Source organism: Sulfurospirillum sp. E15m, from assembly GCF_059415145.1.
The window spans coordinates 491,955-514,566 of record NZ_JCAHZS010000001.1 but is presented as its reverse complement, the minus strand read 5'-3'; the positions used below and the strand labels follow the sequence as shown (position 1 = coordinate 514,566).

Sequence of the window (22,612 nt, the reverse complement as noted above, 5' to 3'; positions counted from 1 at the left end):
ATTATCAGTAACGACTGAACCTGCAACTGCTTCCAAAAAAAATCCTTTTTTGTTTTTAATTCAGTCGATTATAATGAAAAATTATGTCTATATTATGTCCCTACTCATGCAATGCAGAAAGTGACATTCTTTTGTAACAACATGTTACAAAATGAAACTATTTTTTTTCTTCGTTTTTTATTCCCAGTTCTAACGCTAAAAATTTTCCGGTATAACTTCCCGTTTTTTCAGCAGTATTTGCAACCTCAAACGGCGTTCCCATCGCAATTATACGCCCACCATAGCTTCCGCCTTCAGGTCCCATATCGATAATATAATCTGCATTTTTTATCACATCCATATTGTGTTCAATGACCAGTACGCTATTACCCATATCTGTGAGATGGTGTAACACTTTTACCAATCTGTCCACATCCGCGAAGTGTAAACCGGTAGTTGGTTCATCTAAAACATAAAGGGTATTGCCCGTATCTTTTTTACTCAGTTCTTTAGACAGCTTGATACGTTGCGCTTCACCGCCGCTGAGTGTGACAGCATTTTGACCTAGGGTAATATACCCTAGCCCAACATCCACAAGGGTCTGTACTTTTTGGTGAATTTTAGGAATCGCTTTGAAAAACTCATACGCTTCATCCACGCTCATATTTAAAACATCGGAGATGGATTTGCCTTTATATTTAATCTCAAGCGTTTGAGCGTTGTAACGATGTCCCTTACAGCTGTCACATTTGACCATGATGTCAGGTAAGAAGTGCATTTCAATTTTAATTTCACCATCGCCTTGGCACTTCTCGCAACGACCACCTTTGACGTTAAATGAAAATCGTCCGACACTGTAACCTCTGATTTGCGCTTCTTTGGTCTTAGCAAACAAGGCTCGTATTTCATCCATCACGCCTGTATACGTGGCTGGATTACTGCGTGGAGTTCTTCCGATAGGACTTTGATCTAGATAAATAACTTTATCGAGTTGGTCAAGCCCAATACACTCAACACCTGCGACTTTATTGACCTTTTTAGCACGGTTAAGATACTCTTTGGCTACGGGAAGCAAGGTTTGTAAAATGAGTGAACTTTTACCGCTACCGCTCACACCTGTAATCGCCACGAGATTGCCTAAAGGAATTTTAACATCAAGGTTTTGGATATTGTTGATGCTGACATTACTCAGTTCTATCCAACGACTTTGTTCACGATTTTCTTTATAATTAATATCTTTTGTACCATTGATGTATTGCGCGGTTAGACTATTGCTTTTTAAAAGTTCTTCATTGGTACCTGCAAAAACGATTTCTCCACCGAATTTTCCAGCCCCTGGTCCAATATCTACGACAAAATCTGCTGTTTTAATGGTCTCTTTATCGTGTTCCACAACAATGACCGAATTACCTTTTTTTTGCAAGTTGCGCAAGGTTCGAATTAGTTTTAACGTATCTCTTTCATGCAATCCGATACTTGGCTCATCTAAAACATACATAACACCCGTTAAACCACTTCCGATTTGCGAAGCAATACGAATACGCTGTGCTTCACCACCGCTAATGGTTCGTGCGTCTCTTCCCAAACTGATGTACCCAAGTCCCACATCAAATAAGAAGAAAAGGCGCTCTTTAATCTCTTTTAAAATAGGCTCAGCGATCATCTTGTGCTGTGGTTTCATGGAAGCAAAATTTTTCTCATCTTGGAAAAATGCTAAACACTGATCAATCGGAAATTCAAGAATATCGGCGATGTTTTTCTTTGCCAAGCGAACCGCCAAACTCTCTTTTTTGAGACGGTATCCACCACAGGTGTCACACGTCTTTTCGCTCATATAATCGCCCAACTCTTTTTCATCTTTGAGCATATCGTAAGCGATTTTAATGACACCTTCCCATTTACGTGTGAGCTTATGTTTTTTCCAAAAGAAGGTTGCTTCTTCAACGCCGCCATGAAGGATAGAACGTTGCTGATACTCTTCAAGCTCTTCATAAGGGATACGCGTACTAATGCCTGCCGCTTCACAATACGCCGCTAAAAACTTGGCATAAAAACCTTTATTAAACCCGTAAAAAATACGAATAGCGCCCTCATCAATACTCACATTTTCATTGATGATTTTTTTCAAATCAAGCGTATAACGAATGCCAAGACCATCGCAGGTCGGACAAGCGCCTTTGGGTGAGTTAAATGAAAATGAGAGTGGTTCTAGCGGTTCAAAGCTGATTTTACAGTCAAAACATGCCAGATGCTCACTGTAATGAATATGCGATGTTGCAAGCCCTACTTCTTCAGCATTGGCGATATCAAGCTCTACTTCACCATAACTCTCTAACAATGCTTTTTCAATATCGGTTGCGATTCTGTCTCTGTTTTCTTCACGAATCACCACACGGTCAATAATGACTTTAATCGTATGTTTTTTTGTTTTTGAAAGCTCAATTTCTTCATCAAGGCGCACCATAACGCCATCCACCAAAGCTCTGACATAGCCTTTATGGCGTAAGGATTCAATCATGTCGGCAAAACTACCCTTTTTTTCTCGAACCAAAGGCGCTAAAATAGAAAGCTTTGTCTCTTCTGGAAGTTTTAACACTTGCTCAATGATATCGGCGACTGACATTTGCGAAATCTCTTTTCCACAAATATGGCAGTGCTGTTTTCCAACCCGTGCATATAAAAGACGCAGATAATCGTAAATCTCCGTAATCGTTCCAACGGTTGAGCGAGGATTTTTACTGGTCGTCTTTTGGTCAATCGCAATGGCAGGAGTCAAACCTTCTATCTTTTCGACATCAGGTTTTCCCACACGGTCCAAAAACTGTCTTGCGTATGAGGAGAGTGACTCGATATAACGGCGTTGTCCCTCGGCATAAAGCGTGTCAAACGCCAAGGTACTTTTACCGCTACCACTGAGTCCCGTAAAAACAACGAGCTTATTTTTAGGGATTTCTAAATTAATATTTTTAAGATTATTTTCTTTTGCACCATATATTTTTATCATAAAAGCCTAACTTTGAAAAATTTTATTAATGGTAAGCGCAAGTAACACACAGTATAAAATGAGCAAAAGTTTCTTTTGAACCTTTTTATCCACCGTGTGTGACTTTTTTACTCCAAAATAGACGCCAACCAATGAGCCGACGCCAACGATAAATCCATCCGTATAGTCCACTAACCCGTGTGCTGAAAGACTAATAAACCCTGAAATAGAACCAAATATCACAAAAAAGAGTGATGTTGAAACCGCCTGTTTAATCTCCCAATTTAAAAAGCCCACTAAAATAGGCGTGAGAAAAACGGCTCCACCTGTTCCAACGCTAATGGCAATCAACCCGATACCAAGTCCCACACAAAACAGTAAAATGCGTGAACGATTGGGTTCGGCTTTTGGTTCAATGGGGGCTGTAAAAAATTTATAAATAGACATCGCTAAAATGAGAGAAAAAATAATCAAAAGAGCAACACGCGGTAAAGCAGTGACAATCGCCCCGCTAAAAGATGCACCTGCTAATGCGCCAAGTCCCAAATAAAGACCATGCCCTAGCTCTAGCTTGCCATTTTTGTGATTAATGTATGAGCCAAAAAGTGAGCCCATAACCATTTGCATTACCGATATACCAATAGCAACTTTGATGTCGTAGCCTGCATAAATCAGTGCCGGAACTAAAACCGTTCCACCACCAATACCAAAAAAACCTGAACAAAATCCAACAATAATTCCAAACAGACCCAGTCCTAATAACATCGATGCCAACTTTGCGTTTTAAGATATTTCATTCTACTTTAACCCCTCTTAATAAACAATTTAAAAAATAAAGTGATACGGATATCGCTTTTACATATAAATGTTTTTACATGTAAATAAATGAAACGTATTCTAAAAAAATAATGCCTATTTTTGCATCAACTCTGTGGCTTAAGTCCGTTTTTTGATGGAGTAAGTATAATCACTTTCTAACTGTTTACTATTGTCTGTGGGGGTGCTGTAAAAAGCTGAGATTATACCCCAAGAAGTCATTAATGTGGCTTCACGAACCTGATCTGGGTAATGCCAGCGTAGGAAATAAGGAGATACACTTATGAGTAAAGTCCTCGATAATCTTGAAAAAATAGATTCATCTTACATTCAAAACTTCCCAAGTTCTCGTAAAATTTACATTCAAGGCTCAAGAGCTGACATTCAAGTACCAATGCGTGAAATAGAGCTTAGTCCCACCGCAAAAAGTGACGGCACCGTCGAAGAAAATCCGCCTTTGCATGTGTACGACACTTCAGGCGTTTACACCGACCCAAACGTCAAAATCGACCTTCATCAAGGGCTTAAACCCCTTCGTGCGAAATGGATAGAAGAGCGTGCCGATACCGAGCAGTTGAGTGATTTTAGTTCGGCATACTTTCACAAACGCTTTGAAGACGAAGAGCTTAAAACCCTTCGCTTCCCCAACCTTAAAAAACCACGCCGTGCGATGAAGGGCAAAAACATCACCCAAATGCACTACGCCCGCCAAGGCATCATCACGCCAGAGATGGAGTATGTCGCCATTCGTGAAAACTGCAATTTGGAAGTAGCGCGCCAAAACAAACTCTTAGGCGCTCAACACAAAGGGGAACATTTTGGTGCAAATCTTCCCGATGTTTATACCCCTGAATTTGTCCGCCAAGAGATTGCCGCAGGTCGCGCCGTTCTTCCTCTCAACGTGAACCATCCCGAAGCCGAGCCGATGATTATCGGGCGTAACTTCATGGTTAAAATTAACGCCAACATTGGCAACTCCGCAACCACCTCATCCATCGAGGAAGAGGTCGAAAAGATGCTTTGGTCTACGCGTTGGGGCGGCGATACGGTCATGGATCTTTCTACTGGCAAAAACATCCATGAAACAAGAGAATGGATACTTCGTAACTCCGCTGTGCCTATCGGTACGGTACCCATCTACCAAGCCTTAGAGAAAGTCAATGGCATCGCCGAAGACTTGACATGGGAAGTGTTCCGAGACACTTTAATCGAGCAAGCCGAGCAAGGTGTGGACTACTTCACTATTCACGCAGGCGTTCGCTTAGCATACGTACCTATGACCGCTAAACGTCTCACAGGCATCGTTTCTCGTGGCGGGTCTATTATGGCAAAATGGTGTTTGCATCATCATAAAGAGAACTTCCTCTACACCCATTTTGAAGAGATTTGTGACATTATGAAAGCGTACGATGTCGCCTTTTCGCTTGGGGATGGCTTACGCCCCGGTTCCCTTTACGATGCCAACGACGAAGCACAGTTTGCCGAGTTAGAGACCTTGGGAGAACTGACCAAAATTGCATGGAAGCACGATGTGCAAGTGATGATTGAAGGACCGGGACACGTGCCGATGCAAAAGATCAAAGAGAACATGACCAAAGAGTTAGAGGACTGTTTTGAAGCGCCTTTCTACACGCTTGGACCGCTCGTGACCGATGTCGCTCCTGGCTACGACCACATCACCTCAGCCATTGGTGCCGCACAAATCGGCTGGTACGGTACGGCGATGCTCTGCTACGTCACGCCAAAAGAGCACTTAGGCTTACCAAACAGAGAAGATGTCAAAGAAGGCATCATCGCCTACAAAATCGCCGCCCATGCCGCCGACCTTGCCAAAGGTTTCCCCGGTGCGCAAATCCGCGACAACGCTATGAGTAAAGCACGCTTTGAGTTTCGCTGGTACGACCAGTTCAACATCGGCTTCGACCCTGACCGAGCACGTGAATACCACGACAAAACCTTACCCGTCGAAAGTGCCAAAGTCGCCCACTTCTGCTCCATGTGCGGCCCAAAATTCTGCTCCATGAAAATCTCACAAGACGTGAGAGATTACGCCGCCAAAATCGGCACAGAAGATGTGAATGTTGCGTTAGAAAAGGGCATGGAAGAGCAAGCCGAACATTTTAAAGAGAGCGGCGGACAGATTTACATGTAAAGCATTTTAGCCCTTGTTTTTCAAGGGCTAAAGCTTATTAGAAATCGCCATCATCAATTTGTCCACAGTTCATACATCTATTACCATTCCAATGTGAAGAACTACCACAAGTTTGGCATCTCATTAAAGATGAAGTATCAAGATGCACATTGTACTTTTGATTTATTAAATTTGCTTCTCGTATTACACTTTTACTAATTTTAGAATTTTCGTCTAATATTTTTTGTGAATCTTGTTGTGGAGATACTAAAGATTCTAATAAATTATCTTTTTCTCCAATTTTTTGAATCAACAAGTTTGTAAACTTTTCTAATCCTTGATTACTTATTTTTGTATAGTGAGCAGTAACAAACCAGCTCACGAGTCCTCCCCCTACAATTCCAACAAATGTAAACAGTATTGTTGTCCATATTGCTTCCATCTAAAATCCTTATATGTCTTTTTCAGAGTATTATATAATTTAAGAAAAGCAGAGAAAAGGGCTAAACTTTTGACTTTTCTTCTGCCAATCACACTTCCAACTTAAGAAAATAGGGGTCAGGGTTAAACTTTTAACTTTTGTCCATTAGCCCTCTATTTTCTAAATTCAATTTTAGCTAAACAATCAGATAAAACGCTTTACATGTAAAAGCTTTACTTCACCCCGCGATGTGGGTTACTCTCGCCCCTAGCAATGAGTTCGTCCATATGTTCCCCGCCGATAAAATAGGCCTTACCAAAGCCAAAGGTTGCTTCGCCGTAAGTCGTCTGGAGCTCGTAGAGGTTGAAGTCAGTCATCTTTTTGAGGGTTTCGACCATCTTGGCATCAAACTTTTGCGCAAACAAGTCCAAGACCGTTTCAAAACGTTCACTTCCTCGTTCAATTTTTTGACTATCGCATTGCAAGGAGACACGTTTTCTTGCAAATAGATTCTCTGTTTTACTTTCGTCTTCTGCAAAAAAGAGAGATGCTTTAGGATTTCTTTGGATGTTTTTCGCATGGGTGGCAATGTCTGAGATATAGACGTAAAAACGGTGATTGTCATAGACGTAGGGTGCGTACGAGCTAAACGGATGGTTATTGGCATCGAGCGTACCGATGATAGCGGTTTGAATGTTTTGAATAAATGTTTTCATGACTCAACTCTTTTCTATTTTTTTGATGCGTAGTGAGAGCAAAGCTTCAAATGCTACGCTAAGGGTGAATTTTCTTTGGCAAAAAGCCTATGGCCTTTGTGCTTTAGACTTTTTATTGTAGCACGAAAGAGTAAACCTTTTGACGCTATTTTCGTTACAATACTCTTTCAAAACTTTTACATGTAAAGCTACATTCATGAATATTACGATTTCGATTCTCTCCATTTATGTTTTTATTCTCTTTGGATTTATCGCTAAAAAGATTTTCAAAGATGAGTTGCAAGAAAAAGGGCTGAGCATTCTCTCGGTCTATTTTTTACACCCTATTTTTTCGTTTTGGGGACTTTCCACCAAACACATCACGTTTGAGCTTTTACAAGTACCGCTGTATTACATTCTCATTTCTATCATCACGATTGGCATTGGTTACATTTTTTCCAAACTCTTTTTTACCGATGCAAAAGAGCGCTCCATCATGACCATTTGCGTCGCTCTTGGCAATACAGGCAACCTTGGCATCCCCGTAGGCATCGCGCTTTTTGGAGCAGACTCTATCATTTACACCAGTATGATTAGTGTAGCAAATACCTTTTTGACCTATACGCTGGGCGTCTTTTTTTACTCCAGTGGAACATCCAGTTTTAAAGCCTCCATCCTCAACATTTTCAGACTTCCCGTGATTTGGGCGGCAGGATTGGCGCTTGTGTTAAACATCTCAAACATCACGATTCATCCAGCGCTTTTTAAGTCTTTGGAGATGGGCGCTTATTGTATGATCGTCATTCAACTCATCGCGTTTGGCATGTACATGTACAACATTCGTCTGTGCATGCTCAACTTCAAACTGCTTTTACATGTAAATCTTGTGAAATTCATTGTAGCACCGCTCATTACGGTGTGGATTTTATTTTATTTTCTTCCCTTAGAGCCTATGGTTGCGGCGATATTATTTGTTGAACTCATCATGCCACTAGCACTTACCAATGTCAATGTCGCGGCAATTTATGACTGTAAGCCACTCGATGTTGCCACACTCATCTTCTTTACGTCGTTTTTGTTTATCCCTTATCTTATCTTGGTGAGTTATCTTTTAGGCTATTTTGGCATTGTGCAGGTTCATTAACGGTACAAATGCGTTATCTTCACATAGTCATAAAAGTCGCTGAGCAAAAGGTAGCGCATCCCGATGTCTTCAAAACGCTTGAGCATGACAACATCGCCTGCATTGTAGAGATTGGCACTCTCTAAAAACTCTTTGGGGTAGCGCTTTTTTTCAAAAGGATACTGCGCAAAACACTTCATAAAATTGGCAAATAAATTGTCGATGATGCGCTCTTTTGCAGGGCTTGGAGCATTTAAGTAGTCTTTGACTTTTTCAAACTCCCTGCAAATGTACTCTAAACATTGTTGCATGCATCACTGCTTAAACAGGCGTTGATATTGGAAGGCGTTGGCATGTTTACATGTAAAAGGGTGTTGAGCTTTTCGATGTCAAATCCGCAGAGTTTTACGGTGCCAATTTCGAGTAATGGGCGGCGAATTAAAAGTGGCTCTTGCACCATTTTTTCGATAAGACTCTCTTTCGTGTAATCTTCTAGTTTAAAACTGCCATCTTTAAGTTGTGGGGCGAAAGGATTGAGCATCTCTTTGGGGCTAAGTCCTTCAAAAAAAACTTCTAGCGTTGGTTTGTTCCATGGCGTATCTAAGAGACTTCGCACCTCAAAAGCAATTCCATGTTCACGCAAAAGTGTTTTTTGACGTGCATTGCCACTGCATCCTGTTTTCTCATAAAAGATGACCTTTGGGGTAGTAGTAAAAAACATCATGACTCCTTTGCTTTTCTCCTCCTATGCAATTGTCATGCCAAACTGAAGATAAATCAAAGCACATTACTTACATAAAGTAAAGTAATAAACTTTTAAGAATATAACAGTTATTATTTTCTAAAAATTACTAGGAGCGGACATGCAAAATGTACTCATCATCAACGGACATCAGTATTATGAAAATGTAGCGGAGGGGAAATTAACGCAGATTTACATTGACACAGCCAATAAAGTTTTAAGCGAAGCAGGATTTAATGTTAAAAACAGCGTGGTAGAAAGTAACTATGACATCAAAGAAGAACTTGAAAAATTTGCATGGGCAGATGTTATTTTATTTCAATACCCTGTTTATTGGATGGGCGTGCCTTGGCTGACTAAAAAATACATTGATGAGATTTTCTCAGCGGGTGTTGGCACCGTAACATATGCGAATGACGGCAGAAGCAGACACGATGCATCAAAAACATACGGAAGCGGCGGTTTAATGAAAGGCAAATACTATATGCTCTCTCTCACATACAACTGCCCTACTTCAGAATTTAGCAATCCTAAAGGCTTTTTTGATGGACTAAGCCTTGATGAAGCCAACGTTGCGACCCATAAAACATTTCAATTTTGCGGCTTACAAAAGCTTCCAACATTTTCCGTGCATGACATCTTCAAAGGCGATTTAAATATCGAAGAAGAAATCGCACGTTTTAGTGCGCACCTTAAACAAAACATCACGCACTAATCGTTAAAAGAGATGTTCACAAAGGACATCTCTTAAACACTCTTTTATGTCCATTTTACCTCGCTAAATATCTCTTTTACTTTTTACATGTAATTCTAAAATTAAATGAAAAACTGACGCTGTTACCTCGCCTAAGCTTAAATGAATTTGATTGATTAATAAACAATTTAAACTAAATAAACTATAATAAGACGTGTTTAACAAGGTTTGGAAGAGTTTTTGCTTAATTTTCACAACACAACTTCAAAGGAAATACATTGGACGCAGCCGATCAAGAGTATGTCGCACGAAAACTCCTCTCAGGATTCGAAAATCTTTTAGATATTAGCGTGGATTTCGTCGCAGAACTTGGCACGACCAGTATTACCATACAAAGACTTCTTAAACTTGAAAAAGGCTCTGTTATTGACCTCGAAAAACCAGCAGGTGAAAGTGTGGAACTCTATATTAACGGTAAAATTTTTGGAAAAGGTGAAGTAATGGTTTATGAAAAAAATCTTGCGATTCGTATCAATGAAATTTTAGATTCTAAAACCGTTATTCAATACTTTAAAAAAGAGAACCTATGATGAGACTGATACTTGTACTGTTCGCTCTTCTTTCATGGTTAAATGCTTCGAATTTATTGACGTACAACGTGTATGAAAGAAGTGACCGTGTTGATGTGATGCTCTCATTTGACGCACCGCATGAAGGCAGTATCCTACAAAAAAGCGATGCGACATCCATTACGCTTATTATCAGTGATTTAAGTTATGACAAGATGATTGAAAAGAGCATCAACTCTGCGATTATCCAAGAACTTTCTATCGTTCCAGAAAAAAATAATGCACTTAAAATCGTCCTCAAAAGCGATAAACGTATCAGCGTCATTGCGTCAAAAACCGTTGATGGATTTGGACTACGCATTCGCAGTAGCATTCTTCAAGCACCATCCCAAAGCGCTAATGCCGATGCAAAAGTGTCTCCTCTTACCACAGGCTCTTCTTCCATGGGCGATTTGGTAGATACACGCTATATCATCGTTATTGTTGTTTTACTGCTTTTAGTCGTCTTTATGCTTTGGATTAAACGTCGTTTGGGCGTTCGAAGTATGCACCCTTCAGCCAATAGCGGCAAATCATGGCTCTTTAACCCAAAAACTGGCTCCAATCAAGAAGTCACACTGTTGCATAAAAAACCTATCGACAACCAAAACAGTGTGGTTCTCTTCGAATACGGCAATATCAAATACCTCGTCATGACCGGCAATAGCAATGTTTTGTTGGAAAAATTTGAAAATGGCGAAGTCAAAAACGACAGCGAATTTGAAAAAGTGTTTGAAGAAAACCGTCGTCGTTTGGATGATTATTTAAAGCTTCAAGATTCCAAGCTCAATACGTATAAAAATAAAGCTTCCGCGGATTATCCACCTTTTGAAGACACCAAAGCTTAGATGACCATCGCCATTTCTATCTTGTCTATCTACGCCTTCATTTTGCTTGGCTTCATGGCAAAACGAACCCTCAAAGAGGAGATGAATGAAAAGGGAATGATTCTTCTTTCCATCTACTTTTTACAGCCCATGCTCTCTTTTTGGGGATTATCCAGCCGCCCTATCGATTTTTCACTGTTACAAATCCCTTTTTTGTATATTGCCATTTCGCTGATTTGCGTCGTCATTAGCTCCGTTATTGCACGATTTTTCTTTGAAGATATTAAAGAGAAATCGATTATTACGATTTGCGTTATTATCGGCAACACGGGAAATTTAGGCATTCCTTTAGGCATAGCGCTTTTTGGTGATGCTTCTATTTTATACATGAGTATGATTAATATCACGAATGTCTTTATCGTTTATACTTTAGGCGTCTTCTTTTACTCAAGAGGCAATTTTAGCATCAAACAATCTCTCTTTAACATCATCAAACTGCCTGTGATTTGGTTTGCTGCCATTGCGCTTCTTATGAATATTTTTGATATCAAACTCCACCCAGCAATGCAAAAACCTTTGGAGATGGGTGCATACTGCACGATGGTCATTCAGTTGGTTATTTTTGGAATGTATCTTTACAATATCAAACTGCGCAATATCAACACCAAATTGCTTTTACATGTCAGCTTCATTAAATTTATTATCACGCCTTTGATTGCGGGTTTTATCCTTTATGGATGGCTCAATTTAGACCCGATGATAGCCACGTTGATTTTTATTGAGTTAATCGTCCCGTTAGCTGTGACCAATGTCAATTTAGCGGCACTGTATGAGTGCAGACCTTTAGATGTCACCGTGTTGGTCTTTTTTACATCGCTTTTTTTTATACCCTTTTTTATTCTTATTAGCAATCTCTTGCATTATCTTACAATCGTGAGCTTACCATGAACATCAATGACAAAGATGCCAGAGTCAAATACATACGAGCATTAGAGCGCTTTTTAAGCAGCTGTGTGAGTGCATTAAAGAATGAACAGTTTGATTATGAACTCTTTGTTAAGCGTGCGCAAAAGGGTCTTAAAACGTTGCAAAAAGTAGAGGTAGTGCGATTGGATTCAACGTACACGAATGCTTTACAAAATTACGTCAATTTAGTGGTATCCCTCATTGCGTCGGATGAAGGAGAACAGGGTGAAAAACATAAGCGACTTCTCAAAGAAGCCAATCTACTGGAAAAAGAGAAATATCGCGGAAGTTATAAAAAAGAGAAACACAAAGCACGTGGCTTTGATGATGGATACTAAGAGAAAAAGCTCACAATAGCCTCGCGCATCAAGGCAGGCTCTTCGATACGGTTTATACGGTCTCTAAACTCTGAGGCCTCACGAAAACCTTTGGAATAGGTATGTAAATGTTTACGGAAAATAGACGCACCTTTCTCTCCATAAAAATTGACCATCGCATCAAAATGCTCAACCACGATTTCTAGGATTTTTGTCTTTTCAACCTGGTTGAGTTCATTGTGAATCTGATAAAAAATCCACGGATTTCCAACGGCTCCTCGCCCAATCATTAAGCTGTTACATCCGGTTATCTCTTTTACATGTAATGCTTTTTCATAACTGGTAATGTCACCATTAGCAATAACAGGAATCTTAACCGCTGCATTGGCTCGTGCAATCGCTTGATAATCTACCTCCGCCTTATACGCACCCGCACGTGTGCGTCCGTGCATGCTCATAAAATCAACCCCAGCGCTTTCACACGCTTTAGCAATCTCTTCTGGAATTTTGGTGGTAAAGCCAAGGCGAACTTTCGCACTGGTATAGCGTTTATTAGAGTGTGTCTTAATCGTCTCTAGAATCTTTTGCATTTTTGGAAGATTGAGCAATAAAGATGAACCTGCTTCTTGTGAGATGATTTTTGGCACGGGACAACCGCAATTAAGATCAATCCCATCAATGCCTTCTATGTCATTTAGAACAAGCACCGCTTCTTTGATGGCATCTATCTCGGAACCGGCAATTTGAACGATATAAGGAACTTCAAGTGGAGATTTTGTCAGCATTTTAAAGGTCTTTTCAGAACCATAGCGCAGTGCATTCGCACTAATCATTTCAGAAAAAGTGACATCCGCCCCAAATTTTTTAACAACAGAACGAAACGGGAGGTCAGTAAAACCAGCAAGAGGAGCAAGGGCTAAAATGCCCTTCTCAAAGTCTATCTCAGGAGTCATACGCGCAAGAATTTATCGATATCGATGCTTTTACCATTGTCTCTTAAGAAAAGAACGGTCTTAAATTTCACAAATTCATCTTTATCTGAATTTGCTAAAATATCACGAATTTTATCAATCATTTGCAAATCATATAAAACATACAAATAAGCATCTGCCGCGACAGAGCCTTTGGTGTTATAAAGTTTTTCAAACAATGCAATTAAGGCATCCGGCGTTAGTTTAATTTTGATTTCACGGGCAAGCTCTAAATAATCTGCACGGTCTGCATTAAATTGATCTAGCATATCTTCAATGGATTTCAAATCCATATCGAAACTATCATCTGCGTCTAAATAACGCTCCATCATACGACGGAATATACGTTTATCCGTAGGAAAATCATAACGTTTAATTTCATTAAAGCTGGCAAAATTAATCAATGCATCATACGCTTTTTGACATAACTCACTGTCGGTATCTTTGCAATTTTTAAGAACCTCAAGTGAAAATTTCGGTTCAACCACTAAGCGATTAATCATATTTTTAATCACCAATGGATTGGTCTTGGCAAGACGGTATTTTTTTAAATCTTCATAATTGCCATTGGTAATGCTGATAGCAACGGCGCATGCTTTTGCAATCTCTTCTTCAATAAAGGAGGCAGGAACGGATGGATCAAACTGCATGCTTTGGAGCACTTTGCCTGCAAACTTAAAACCATCTGTTTTATAACTGACGTTTACTTCTTCGCCCAATATTCTATTTTTTGCAGATTCTTGATACATCTCAAAATCTTTTTTAAGAGCACGCTTGTAGAGAAAATCTTTAAAATTATAAAATACCAAATGCGCGATAGAGCCAAGAACCAGAATAAACACAGGAACAATCACCCACAATGCCACTGGAAGATTTAACGAGAGACCAAAAAGTACTAAGGTATAACTCTCCCCATAAAAGCTATAAACATAAAGCCCTATGGCAACCATATAGATCAGTGATAAAAGGATATAACGTTTAATTCCCATGTGTTGTCCTATTTTACTTATTTATTTTTTGCTGACTTCTCAATAATCTCTCGACATACAATACAATATCTTGCATGTGGTTTTACTTTAAGGCGCTGAAAACCTATCTCTTCCTCACACATTTCGCAAATACCGTATGTACCATTACGGATTTTGTTGAGTGCAAACTCAATCTCATTCAGCTCTTTCATTTGCTGCGTACTGATAGCTTGTTCGATCATACGATCTGTACTGACAGAAGCATGATCCGCTTCATCGCCAACCTCACTGTCTTTGAGATCATCGATCTCACGCATTGAATCTTCAATGTTTTTTTTGATTTGAACTCTTCTTTCTTTAAGAAGGTCTTCAAAATGCTTTAACTCGTGCTCTCTCATCCTTTGTTTCCTTTAGAAAAAATTGCCCTGCATTATAATCAACTATTTATGATAGGGATGGTTGTTTTTTATACACAATCCCCGATAAATTTGTTCAAATAAAACCACTTTCGCGATTTTGTGCGCATATGTTAATCTACTTAAACTTATAATCTTTTGAGTTTGCCCTAAAAATACCTCGTCAAACCCAAATGCGCCACCAATAAAAAAGTTAATCGTAATATCTTGGTCGAAAATCAAGCTAAACTCTTCACTGCTAAGCGCTTTACCCTCTACATCCAAAGCAACATTGTACCCTTTTAAATAAGGTTCATACGCTTTGGTATAAGACGCTTTCGCTTCTCGTGATCCGATCATTTGTGCCGAGGCTATTTGTTTATTAAATATCTTAATCTCTTCCGCTTTGGCAAAGCGAGAGATCATTTTTATATAATCATTTGCGATAGAATCAAGCGCTTTATCACTACTCTTTTCAATCGTAAAGACGTTTACATTCATGCTTTGAGTCTTAACTCAAAATCATCACTTTTACAATGCTCGCCTAAAAGTTTGAGCAAATCTGCTATTACTTTTTTCATCTCTTCACGGGTCACAATCATGTCGATGAGACCATGATCCAATAAAAACTCAGCTCTTTGGAAACCTTCAGGTAAATCGGCACCAATGGTCTGTTTAATTACCCTTTGTCCCGCAAAACCCACTAATGCACCGGGTTCTGCCATAATAATATCGCCTAAAAAAGCAAAGGATGCACTAACACCGCCCATTGTTGGGTCTGTTAAAACAGAGATGTATGGTAATTTTGCCTCAGCAAGCTTCGCAAGTGCAGCAGACGTTTTTGACATCTGAAGTAAAGAGAACGTACTCTCTTGCATACGCGCACCACCACTTGCACTGATGATAATCAAACCTTCTTTATTAGCAATTGCACGATTAATTGCACGTACAATCTTTTCACCTTCCACCGAACCCAAACTTCCGCCCATAAAGGCAAAATCGAAAACAACAAGTTGTGCTTTAATCCCATCAATACTGCAAGAACCGCAAATAACGGAAGAGCTTTTACCGGTTTTTTCTTCGGCTTCTTCGATACGCTTTTTATAAGACTTTTTATCGACAAATTTTAAAGGGTCCACAGGTGCTAGATTGGCATCAAATTCTATAAAGCTTCCTTCATCGCATAGCTGTTCGATGCGCTTAGAAGCTGAAATACGCATGTGAAATCCACATTTTGGGCAGACACTAAAACGTTGTTCTACCTCTTTATAATACATTAATGATTGACAAGCACTACACTTAATCCAATGACTTGGAGCCTCACTGGGTGCAGACTGTGTCTTTCTAATTTTACTAAAGATTTCGGCAAATCGCATCGGTTATTATCCTCTTTTAAAGCTAATTGCTTATAAATAAGTCTACTATTTTATCGAAAATTTCCTTATCTTTGCTTACGAGGAAAATATCCTCTGCTTTATAGGTCAATAATCCTTCACACATAAAGAGTCCTGCTTCGATATCGTAGGTGCGCATTTTGCCTTCATAAACAACAAAAGCAACCTCTCTAGCATACGCTAAAGAGAGTGCAAATGCTCCTGGTGAACGGTATTTGATATGAGCAGATTGAAGCAGTGGGTGAATTTTTTTTGAACAATAAGAGCGCTCAAAAATACCTACTTTGCTGTAGGCATTACATGTCACTTCCCGTAAAGATTTTGAGCCCAATGTGCCTTGTCTTAGACCGTCTTCATCTTTGATAAAAAGGTCTTTATTGGCAAGATTTACGATAACCGCTTTGGTACACTTTTCTTCATCAAAATAAGCAACAGAAGTACCATAGTACGGTAAATGTGATAGTAAATTATCGCTTCCATCAATGGGGTCAATCACAATACGAACAGACGTATTTGAACCTTCAATCACCCCACTCTCTTCTGAAACAATGGTTCCAAAGGGCAAGAGATATTTGATAAAGATTCTTTCGGCTTCTAAATCAATGCCTGAACTAATATCGCCTCCCGCACCTACATGAAAAGAGTGGTGGTCTTTTGCCTCCAACCCTTTTACATGTAAATGGTGATAAATCTCTTCGTTGGCTTTAAGAACTGCCGCTATAAAATCCACGCGATTCTCATTATCCCAGCAGTTTTTTAATCATATGAACTGCCGCTTCTTTGCCTTCTTTTGCAGCGGTTACCACAAGGTCAGAACCTCGTTTACAATCGCCTCCGGCATAAACGCCTGCTTTGGTTGTTTGGTACTCGTTATTGACAACAATGCCACCCCATTTATTCACTTCAATTCCATTTTCTGCTAAAAAAGTCGGAACAGCTGGCGCAAACCCAAGTGCAAAAATAATCACATCCGCGTCCACTCTAAAATCGCCACCTTTGACAATTTCAACGCACTGACGGCAACTCGCATCTTTAGCGCCTAAAATGGTTTTATGCATATCAATGCCGATAACTTGTCCTTCGGAATTGACCAAAATTTCTTTAGGAGAGACGTTATAAACAAACTCTGCACCCTCTTCGATGGCATTTTTAAACTCTTTTTTAGAGCCTGGCATATTGTACTTGTCGCGTCGGTATAGACACGTTACGCTCTTAGCACCTTCACGAATGGAAGTACGTAAACAATCCATCGCAGTATCGCCACCACCGATGACGACAACATGTTTACTTTTGACGTCAAATTTTTTATCGTATGGCTCATTAAACAGTTTTTTCTGAATGCCGCGTAAAAAATCAATCGCCATAAAAACACCATTGGCATTTTCATTCGCGATATTTGCTTTGCGTGGACTTTCCGCACCGATACTTAAGAAAATAGCATCATGACTGTGAGCGATATCATCAAAACTGATATCTTTACCCACATTGGTATTTACATGTAATTGCATACCGGCTTCTTGAAGCCAGCGTACACGACGTGCTACGACCTCTTTATCCAGTTTAAAACCAGGAATTCCATACGTTAAAAGTCCACCTGCTTTATTTTGTCTGTCATACATACTCACGCTAATCCCAGCGCGAAGCAAATAGGTCGCACAAGCAAGCCCCGCAGGTCCAGCGCCAATAACTGCCACTTTTTTAGTCGTTGTGATACCCGGAAAACTTGGCTTTAAGCCTTTTTTGAAACCCTCTTCTGAGATAAACGTTTCAATCGCGCCAATGGTAATTGCACCGTGACCGTCATTGAGCGTACAATCGCCTTCACACAAACGATCTTGTGGACAAATACGCCCTGTAATTTCAGGGTAAGGATTGCTTTCATTTGAAAGATTAAAAGCAAGCTCACGCTTCATCCCACTGGTTGCTTTGAGCCAAAAAGGGATGTAATTGTGCAAAGGACATTTGCTATGGCAAAAGGGGTCACCACATTGGATACAACGATCCGCTTGGATAGAAGCATCTTCCTTGCTCAAAATTTCATAAATCTCTTTAAAATCTTTAACTCTATCACCGCTCGAGCGCTTTCTAGGCTCAATTCTTTCTTCATTGATAAAATTTTGCATCTTAGTCTCCTTGCTCAGGATTGAGTGGCACTTTGGTCATATCCTTAGGTCGTACAATCCAAAAATCTCTTACCGCGTGGCGGAAATTCTCTAAAATTTGTGTGGCTCTAAAACTTGCCGTCTCATTAATATGGGTACGAAGCAGTCGTTTAAGGAAGTGTCGCGCTTCATCCATGTCATCCGTATCAATGCGTTCTGCAATCACAAGCTCTTGATTGAGCTTATCAATAAAATCACGTGTTTCATCATAAACAAATGCCACGCCACCCGTCATACCTGCACCGAAATTGACGCCGGTATCTCCTAAAATAGCAACTACACCACCGGTCATATATTCACACGCATGATCACCCGTTCCTTCAACAACGGCAACGGCACCAGAGTTTCTTACGCAAAAACGCTCCCCAACATTACCAGCGATATAGAGTTTACCACCTGTTGCTCCGTATAAACAGGTATTTCCTGCACACGCATAACCACGACCTTGGTATTTAGGTGCAATGACGATTTTACCGCCATTCATACCTTTACCAACATAATCGTTTGCCGTACCTTTAAGATTAATGCTGACGCCATTGGCAAGAAAAGCACCTAAAGATTGACCTGCAACACCATTGAGTCTAAAGACGATACTGTCATCTTTTAAACCCTTGTTGCCATAAAATTTTGCAATCTCACCGCTAATCAGTGTTCCAAAACTTCGGTTTGTATTGCAAATAGCCTTATGTAAAACAATCTTCTCGTCAGTATTTTCAATGACTTTATAGATATCTTTGAGTATCTCTTTTTCAAACTCATTTTTATCAAACGGATCATTTGATTTGCCATTATGTGTATTTGGTCCTTCTAAGCGCATCAAAATAGAAGAAAAATCAAATTTCTTCGCAAAGTTATCATCAATAACACTTAAAAGGTCACTTCTACCGATAATATCTTCCAAACGCTCATACCCAAGATGCGCTAGAATTTCTCTCACGTCTTCTGCTAAAAGGGTAAAGAAATTAATCAATTTATCTACCGTACCCACAAAATGCTCTCTTAGTTTTTCATCTTGCGTTGCGACACCCACTGAACAGCGATTGAGATGACAGACACGAAGGACTTTACATCCAATAATCGTTAAAGAAAGCGTTCCAAATGCATAGCTTTCTGCACCCAAGAGGGCTGCTTTAATGACATCGAGTCCTGTTTTTAAACCACCATCGGTTTGAAGATGTACGCTATCGCGTAAATGGTTTGCTTTGAGTGCATTATGCGCTTCACTTAAACCAATCTCCCAAGGGTTTCCAGCAAATTTGATGGAAGTAAGCGGTGCTGCGCCTGTACCACCATCACCACCTGAGATAATAATTTTATCTGCATACGCTTTGGCAACACCTGCGGCAATTGTGCCAACGCCAGCGGTTGAGACTAACTTAACGGTAATAATCGCTTCAGGATTAATTTGTTTCATATCAAAGATTAGTTGTGCTAAATCTTCAATAGAGTAAATATCATGATGCGGCGGCGGAGAGATCAGTGTCACCCCAGGAATGGTATAACGTAAACTTGCAATCAACGGCGTTACTTTATGCCCTGGAAGCTGTCCACCTTCACCTGGTTTTGCACCTTGCGCCACTTTGATTTGAATTTCTGTCGCGGAACGTAAATATTCTGGTGTAACACCAAAACGTCCCGATGCGATTTGTTTAATTTGAGAATTTTTATTGGATTTAAGACGCTCGGGTGCTTCACCGCCTTCACCGGAGTTACTCATACCGCCAATCTTATTCATCGCTTCGCCCAAAGCTTCGTGTGCTTCAGGAGAGATGGAACCCAGACTCATCGCAGCAGTGGAGAATCGTTTAAAAATAGCCTCTTTGGATTCAACTTTCTCCAGCGCAATTGGCTCACGATCTGATTTGAGCTCAAAAAAGTCACGTACCATTTTAAGTCCACGATTGTTAATCAATTTTGTGAACTCATGAAAATCTTTTTTATCGCCCGTGACGGTGGCACGATGAATAGCATGTATCGCTTGTGGTGCATAATCATGGTATTCTTGCCCATCAATGTATTTATAAAATCCACCTATTTCTAATGGAAAAAGTTTCTTAGTTAAGTCAATTTCGTGTGCTAATGCATGGTTTCGATTGATTCTTTCTTCAATATCTTCATAGCCAAGTCCGGGAAGCAACGAAATAGCACCATTAAAACATTCGTGAACGATTTCTGATGACAAACCAATAACATCAAACAGTGCTGAATTACGGTACGAAGCAATGGTCGCGATGCCCATTTTAGACATGACTTTTAAAAGACCTTGATTGATGGCATGATTAACATTTTTGAGTTGTGTTTTAATCTCATACGCACCCAACTCACTTTTTTTGCACTCATCTAAAATGGTAGCATAGAGTAAGTATGGGTAGATGGCACTTGCACCAAATCCTATCATTGAAGCACACGAGTGTGTATCAATCGCTTCACCCGATATTGCTACAATAGACGATAATGAACGTACACCTTCATCAAGCAAAACTTGATTGACCCTTCCAATAACCATCGCCATAGGTATTGGTTTAAGTTTTTTCGTAATACCGCGGTCATCTAAGAAAATAATGCGAACACCTTCATTTTTAACCGCTTGCGCAATATCGTAGGCTAAATCTTCAAGGCTACCTTTAAGATTGTCTTCGAAAAGGGTTGAGAAAAAACGATTTTTGTATTCTGCTTTATAACGTGCTTTACTAGGGTCACCAAATGAATCCAAGAGTTCAAATTTCTCTTGCATCATAATCGGAGAGATCGATTTAATTCGTATAGCATGTTCTTGGCTCTCTTCTAAAATATTGCGAATCTCGCCAAAGCTGGTATTTAAACTCATAACGACTTTTTCACGAATCGGGTCAATTGGAGGGTTCGTTACTTGTGCAAACTTTTGTTTAAAATAATCACTAAAGTTACGTTGTACTTTACTAAATGCAGCGATTGGCGTATCATCGCCCATAGAACCAACACCCTCTTTCCCATCTTTCATCATGGGTTCAATCACCATATTTTTCACTTCTTGCGTGATGTTAAAATAGCGTTGTTCCAATTCCAAATGTTCACGAACATAGTCTGTTGTTTTAGAAAAAGGAATATCCACAAATTCTTGTAAATAAACAAGCCCTTTATTGAGCCATTCGGTATAGGTATTTGAACTTTTAAGATAATCATTGATGTCATCGTTTTTCATGATCTTGCCAAATTTAAGATCAAGTCCGATCATCTGACCACTTTGCAAGCGACCACGTTCAATAATATTGTCTTCTTCGATATCTAAAACACCATATTCACTTGAAATAATGATGCGATCATCTTTGGTAATAATAAATTTGGCAGGACGAAGTCCATTTCTATCTAAAACACAAGCAATATGGCGACCATCGGTTAGAGAAATAGCGGCTGGTCCATCCCATGGTTCAAAATTGATACTTGAAAACTCATAAAAAGCTCTGAGTTCAGAGTCCATATGAGGCGCATTTTGCCAAGGTGCAGGAATGAGAGAGCGAACGGCTTTAAAAAAGTCAAACCCATTAATCAGCATAAATTCAAACATATTATCCAAGCTTGCACTATCACTGACATCGTTGGTCGTGATGGGGTACAATTTTTGAAGCTCTTCTTGGGTAAAGACGCCACTTTTCATGCACTCACTTTTGACTTGTGTATAAAAACGATTGGATGAAATAGAGTTAATCTCTCCATTGTGAGCAAGGGTGCGAAATGGTTGTGCGAGCTTCCACTTAGGTAGCGTATTGGTTGAAAAACGTTGATGGAACAATGCAAATGTTGCTTTAAAATCGGCATCGCTTAAATCTGGGAAAAACGTTTTAATATAGGTTGGCATGACCAACCCTTTGTAAGAAATCACTTTACTTGAAAAGGATGCGATGTAAAATTCAGACTCATTGGATAATTGCTTTTCTACCATTTTACGTGTTAAGTAGAGCAACGCTTCAAAACGTTTGGTTGCAACTAAAGAAGAAGATGTTACAAAAGCTTGAACAATTTGTGGCAGTGAATCTAGTGCTAATTTTCCAAGAGCTTTTGTTTTGACAGGAACATCTCTATAGAGTAAAACACGTAAATCATTTTGCTCACAGGTCTCTTCAAAAATTCTTTTATGCTCTTCTGTGTGTAGAAAAATCATTGCAACAGCAAATTGTTTTGGAAGATCAACCCCTAATTTGTGTGCTTCTTTTTTCATAAAATCGACAGGCATCGAGAAAAGAAGTCCACTGCCATCACCACTCTTCCCATCAGCGGCAATGGCGCCTCTGTGCATCATGCGCTCTAATGCCGTAATAGCATCTTCTACATTTTCATGGGTAGGAATGTTTTTAATATTCGCGATTAAACCAAAACCGCAATTGTCTTTAAATCCTCTTATAAGATCCATCGCACAAGCCTTTTGTGGAATTTTCATCAAAAT

21 protein-coding genes and 1 riboswitch are annotated in these 22,612 nt (G+C 39.7%); of the genes, 7 read left to right on the top strand and 14 right to left on the bottom strand.

Features of this window, described 5'->3' with window-relative positions:
• Window positions 1-157 precede the first annotated feature (157 nt).
• Both uvrA and AC5SLP_RS02645 read right to left on the bottom strand, forming a co-directional pair.
• Window positions 158-2,983, bottom strand: a complete 2,826-nt coding sequence (gene uvrA / locus AC5SLP_RS02650) for an excinuclease ABC subunit UvrA (protein WP_495253575.1) — start codon at window positions 2,981-2,983, stop codon at window positions 158-160.
• A gap of 6 nt (window positions 2,984-2,989) precedes the next feature.
• Window positions 2,990-3,727: a sulfite exporter TauE/SafE family protein gene (locus AC5SLP_RS02645; protein ID WP_495253574.1), complete on the bottom strand. Its 738-nt coding sequence runs from the start codon at window positions 3,725-3,727 to the stop codon at window positions 2,990-2,992.
• A 221-nt stretch (window positions 3,728-3,948) separates the two neighbouring features.
• Window positions 3,949-4,062, top strand: a riboswitch (TPP riboswitch).
• On the opposite strand from AC5SLP_RS02645, the gene thiC reads away from it, so the two are divergent.
• Window positions 4,062-5,930, top strand: coding sequence for a phosphomethylpyrimidine synthase ThiC (gene thiC / locus AC5SLP_RS02640; protein ID WP_495253573.1), 1,869 nt, complete (start codon window positions 4,062-4,064; stop codon window positions 5,928-5,930). Its footprint overlaps the riboswitch before it by 1 nt.
• Window positions 5,931-5,967: 37 nt before the next feature.
• Here thiC and AC5SLP_RS02635 read toward each other — a convergent pair whose 3' ends face one another.
• Together AC5SLP_RS02635 and AC5SLP_RS02630 are read right to left on the bottom strand one after the other, a co-directional pair.
• Window positions 5,968-6,351: a hypothetical protein gene (locus AC5SLP_RS02635; protein WP_495253572.1), complete on the bottom strand. Its 384-nt coding sequence runs from the start codon at window positions 6,349-6,351 to the stop codon at window positions 5,968-5,970.
• A 212-nt stretch (window positions 6,352-6,563) separates the two neighbouring features.
• A complete protein-coding gene (locus AC5SLP_RS02630; RefSeq protein ID WP_495253571.1) occupies window positions 6,564-7,046 on the bottom strand; it encodes a HugZ family pyridoxamine 5'-phosphate oxidase in 483 nt (160 codons plus the stop codon).
• Between the two features lie 196 nt (window positions 7,047-7,242).
• Here AC5SLP_RS02630 and AC5SLP_RS02625 point away from each other — a divergent pair, with 196 nt between their 5' ends.
• The gene (locus tag AC5SLP_RS02625; RefSeq protein ID WP_495253570.1) at window positions 7,243-8,169 is read left to right on the top strand and encodes an AEC family transporter; all 927 of its coding nucleotides are present in this window, start codon (window positions 7,243-7,245) and stop codon (window positions 8,167-8,169) included.
• Here AC5SLP_RS02625 and AC5SLP_RS02620 read toward each other — a convergent pair.
• Together AC5SLP_RS02620 and AC5SLP_RS02615 are read right to left on the bottom strand one after the other, a co-directional pair.
• Window positions 8,166-8,459 (bottom strand): hypothetical protein, encoded by a 294-nt coding sequence (locus AC5SLP_RS02620; protein WP_495253569.1) that lies wholly within the window; start codon window positions 8,457-8,459, stop codon window positions 8,166-8,168. The genes AC5SLP_RS02625 and AC5SLP_RS02620 overlap by 4 nt on opposite strands.
• Window positions 8,444-8,869 (bottom strand): ArsC/Spx/MgsR family protein, encoded by a 426-nt coding sequence (locus AC5SLP_RS02615; RefSeq protein WP_495253568.1) that lies wholly within the window; start codon window positions 8,867-8,869, stop codon window positions 8,444-8,446. Before AC5SLP_RS02615 ends, AC5SLP_RS02620 begins: the two co-directional genes overlap by 16 nt.
• Window positions 8,870-9,011: 142 nt before the next feature.
• Between AC5SLP_RS02615 and AC5SLP_RS02610 the strand changes: the two genes are divergently transcribed.
• From AC5SLP_RS02610 to AC5SLP_RS02590, 5 genes are all read left to right on the top strand, one after another.
• The gene (locus AC5SLP_RS02610) at window positions 9,012-9,605 is read left to right on the top strand and encodes an NAD(P)H-dependent oxidoreductase (RefSeq protein ID WP_495253567.1); all 594 of its coding nucleotides are present in this window, start codon (window positions 9,012-9,014) and stop codon (window positions 9,603-9,605) included.
• 257 nt (window positions 9,606-9,862) lie between these two features.
• Window positions 9,863-10,174 (top strand): flagellar motor switch protein FliN, encoded by a 312-nt coding sequence (gene fliN / locus AC5SLP_RS02605; protein ID WP_495253566.1) that lies wholly within the window; start codon window positions 9,863-9,865, stop codon window positions 10,172-10,174.
• Window positions 10,171-11,040, top strand: coding sequence for a hypothetical protein (locus AC5SLP_RS02600; RefSeq protein ID WP_495253565.1), 870 nt, complete (start codon window positions 10,171-10,173; stop codon window positions 11,038-11,040). The genes fliN and AC5SLP_RS02600 overlap by 4 nt, the downstream gene beginning before the upstream one ends.
• Window positions 11,041-11,967 (top strand): AEC family transporter, encoded by a 927-nt coding sequence (locus AC5SLP_RS02595; protein WP_495253564.1) that lies wholly within the window; start codon window positions 11,041-11,043, stop codon window positions 11,965-11,967.
• Window positions 11,964-12,323: a hypothetical protein gene (locus AC5SLP_RS02590; RefSeq protein WP_495253563.1), complete on the top strand. Its 360-nt coding sequence runs from the start codon at window positions 11,964-11,966 to the stop codon at window positions 12,321-12,323. The genes AC5SLP_RS02595 and AC5SLP_RS02590 overlap by 4 nt, the downstream gene beginning before the upstream one ends.
• Here the strand turns inward: AC5SLP_RS02590 and AC5SLP_RS02585 are convergent.
• The 8 genes from AC5SLP_RS02585 to gltB are packed head-to-tail and all read right to left on the bottom strand — an operon-like array spanning window position 12,320 to window position 22,579.
• Window positions 12,320-13,255 (bottom strand): tRNA dihydrouridine synthase, encoded by a 936-nt coding sequence (locus AC5SLP_RS02585; protein ID WP_495253562.1) that lies wholly within the window; start codon window positions 13,253-13,255, stop codon window positions 12,320-12,322. The genes AC5SLP_RS02590 and AC5SLP_RS02585 overlap by 4 nt on opposite strands.
• Window positions 13,252-14,262 carry a fatty-acid--CoA ligase gene (locus AC5SLP_RS02580; RefSeq protein ID WP_495253561.1) on the bottom strand — a complete coding sequence of 337 codons (1,011 nt, stop codon included), beginning with the start codon at window positions 14,260-14,262 and terminating at the stop codon, window positions 13,252-13,254. Before AC5SLP_RS02580 ends, AC5SLP_RS02585 begins: the two co-directional genes overlap by 4 nt.
• 17 nt (window positions 14,263-14,279) lie before the next feature.
• A complete protein-coding gene (gene dksA, locus AC5SLP_RS02575) occupies window positions 14,280-14,639 on the bottom strand; it encodes an RNA polymerase-binding protein DksA (protein ID WP_495253560.1) in 360 nt (119 codons plus the stop codon).
• Window positions 14,640-14,681: 42 nt separating this feature from the next.
• Complete coding sequence (locus AC5SLP_RS02570) at window positions 14,682-15,137, bottom strand: 23S rRNA (pseudouridine(1915)-N(3))-methyltransferase RlmH (RefSeq protein WP_495253559.1); 456 nt, start codon at window positions 15,135-15,137, stop codon at window positions 14,682-14,684.
• Window positions 15,134-16,012 carry an acetyl-CoA carboxylase, carboxyltransferase subunit beta gene (accD, locus tag AC5SLP_RS02565; protein ID WP_495253558.1) on the bottom strand — a complete coding sequence of 293 codons (879 nt, stop codon included), beginning with the start codon at window positions 16,010-16,012 and terminating at the stop codon, window positions 15,134-15,136. Before accD ends, AC5SLP_RS02570 begins: the two co-directional genes overlap by 4 nt.
• A 22-nt stretch (window positions 16,013-16,034) precedes the next feature.
• Window positions 16,035-16,760: an inositol monophosphatase family protein gene (locus AC5SLP_RS02560; protein WP_495253557.1), complete on the bottom strand. Its 726-nt coding sequence runs from the start codon at window positions 16,758-16,760 to the stop codon at window positions 16,035-16,037.
• Window positions 16,761-16,770: 10 nt separating this feature from the next.
• A complete protein-coding gene (locus AC5SLP_RS02555; RefSeq protein ID WP_495253556.1) occupies window positions 16,771-18,153 on the bottom strand; it encodes a glutamate synthase subunit beta in 1,383 nt (460 codons plus the stop codon).
• Window position 18,154: 1 nt separating this feature from the next.
• Window positions 18,155-22,579, bottom strand: a complete 4,425-nt coding sequence (gene gltB / locus AC5SLP_RS02550) for a glutamate synthase large subunit (RefSeq protein ID WP_495253555.1) — start codon at window positions 22,577-22,579, stop codon at window positions 18,155-18,157.
• Window positions 22,580-22,612: the final 33 nt, after the last annotated feature.

Excerpts from the sequence above, each read along its gene's own strand:
- AC5SLP_RS02645 (WP_495253574.1), bottom strand. The coding sequence starts at position 3,727 with ATGTTATTAGGACTGGGTCTGTTTGGAATTATTGTTGGATTTTGTTCA.
- AC5SLP_RS02635 (WP_495253572.1), bottom strand. The coding sequence starts at position 6,351 with ATGGAAGCAATATGGACAACAATACTGTTTACATTTGTTGGAATTGTA.
- accD (WP_495253558.1), bottom strand. The coding sequence starts at position 16,012 with ATGCGATTTGCCGAAATCTTTAGTAAAATTAGAAAGACACAGTCTGCA.
- AC5SLP_RS02610 (WP_495253567.1), top strand. The coding sequence starts at position 9,012 with ATGCAAAATGTACTCATCATCAACGGACATCAGTATTATGAAAATGTA.
- AC5SLP_RS02590 (WP_495253563.1), top strand. The coding sequence starts at position 11,964 with ATGAACATCAATGACAAAGATGCCAGAGTCAAATACATACGAGCATTA.
- AC5SLP_RS02625 (WP_495253570.1), top strand. The coding sequence starts at position 7,243 with ATGAATATTACGATTTCGATTCTCTCCATTTATGTTTTTATTCTCTTT.
- AC5SLP_RS02630 (WP_495253571.1), bottom strand. The coding sequence starts at position 7,046 with ATGAAAACATTTATTCAAAACATTCAAACCGCTATCATCGGTACGCTC.
- AC5SLP_RS02615 (WP_495253568.1), bottom strand. The coding sequence starts at position 8,869 with ATGTTTTTTACTACTACCCCAAAGGTCATCTTTTATGAGAAAACAGGA.
- AC5SLP_RS02585 (WP_495253562.1), bottom strand. The coding sequence starts at position 13,255 with ATGACTCCTGAGATAGACTTTGAGAAGGGCATTTTAGCCCTTGCTCCT.
- AC5SLP_RS02570 (WP_495253559.1), bottom strand. The coding sequence starts at position 15,137 with ATGAATGTAAACGTCTTTACGATTGAAAAGAGTAGTGATAAAGCGCTT.
- AC5SLP_RS02580 (WP_495253561.1), bottom strand. The coding sequence starts at position 14,262 with ATGGGAATTAAACGTTATATCCTTTTATCACTGATCTATATGGTTGCC.
- gltB (WP_495253555.1), bottom strand. The coding sequence starts at position 22,579 with ATGGATCTTATAAGAGGATTTAAAGACAATTGCGGTTTTGGTTTAATC.
- AC5SLP_RS02620 (WP_495253569.1), bottom strand. The coding sequence starts at position 8,459 with ATGCAACAATGTTTAGAGTACATTTGCAGGGAGTTTGAAAAAGTCAAA.
- thiC (WP_495253573.1), top strand. The coding sequence starts at position 4,062 with ATGAGTAAAGTCCTCGATAATCTTGAAAAAATAGATTCATCTTACATT.
- uvrA (WP_495253575.1), bottom strand. The coding sequence starts at position 2,983 with ATGATAAAAATATATGGTGCAAAAGAAAATAATCTTAAAAATATTAAT.
- AC5SLP_RS02595 (WP_495253564.1), top strand. The coding sequence starts at position 11,041 with ATGACCATCGCCATTTCTATCTTGTCTATCTACGCCTTCATTTTGCTT.
- dksA (WP_495253560.1), bottom strand. The coding sequence starts at position 14,639 with ATGAGAGAGCACGAGTTAAAGCATTTTGAAGACCTTCTTAAAGAAAGA.
- AC5SLP_RS02600 (WP_495253565.1), top strand. The coding sequence starts at position 10,171 with ATGATGAGACTGATACTTGTACTGTTCGCTCTTCTTTCATGGTTAAAT.
- AC5SLP_RS02555 (WP_495253556.1), bottom strand. The coding sequence starts at position 18,153 with ATGCAAAATTTTATCAATGAAGAAAGAATTGAGCCTAGAAAGCGCTCG.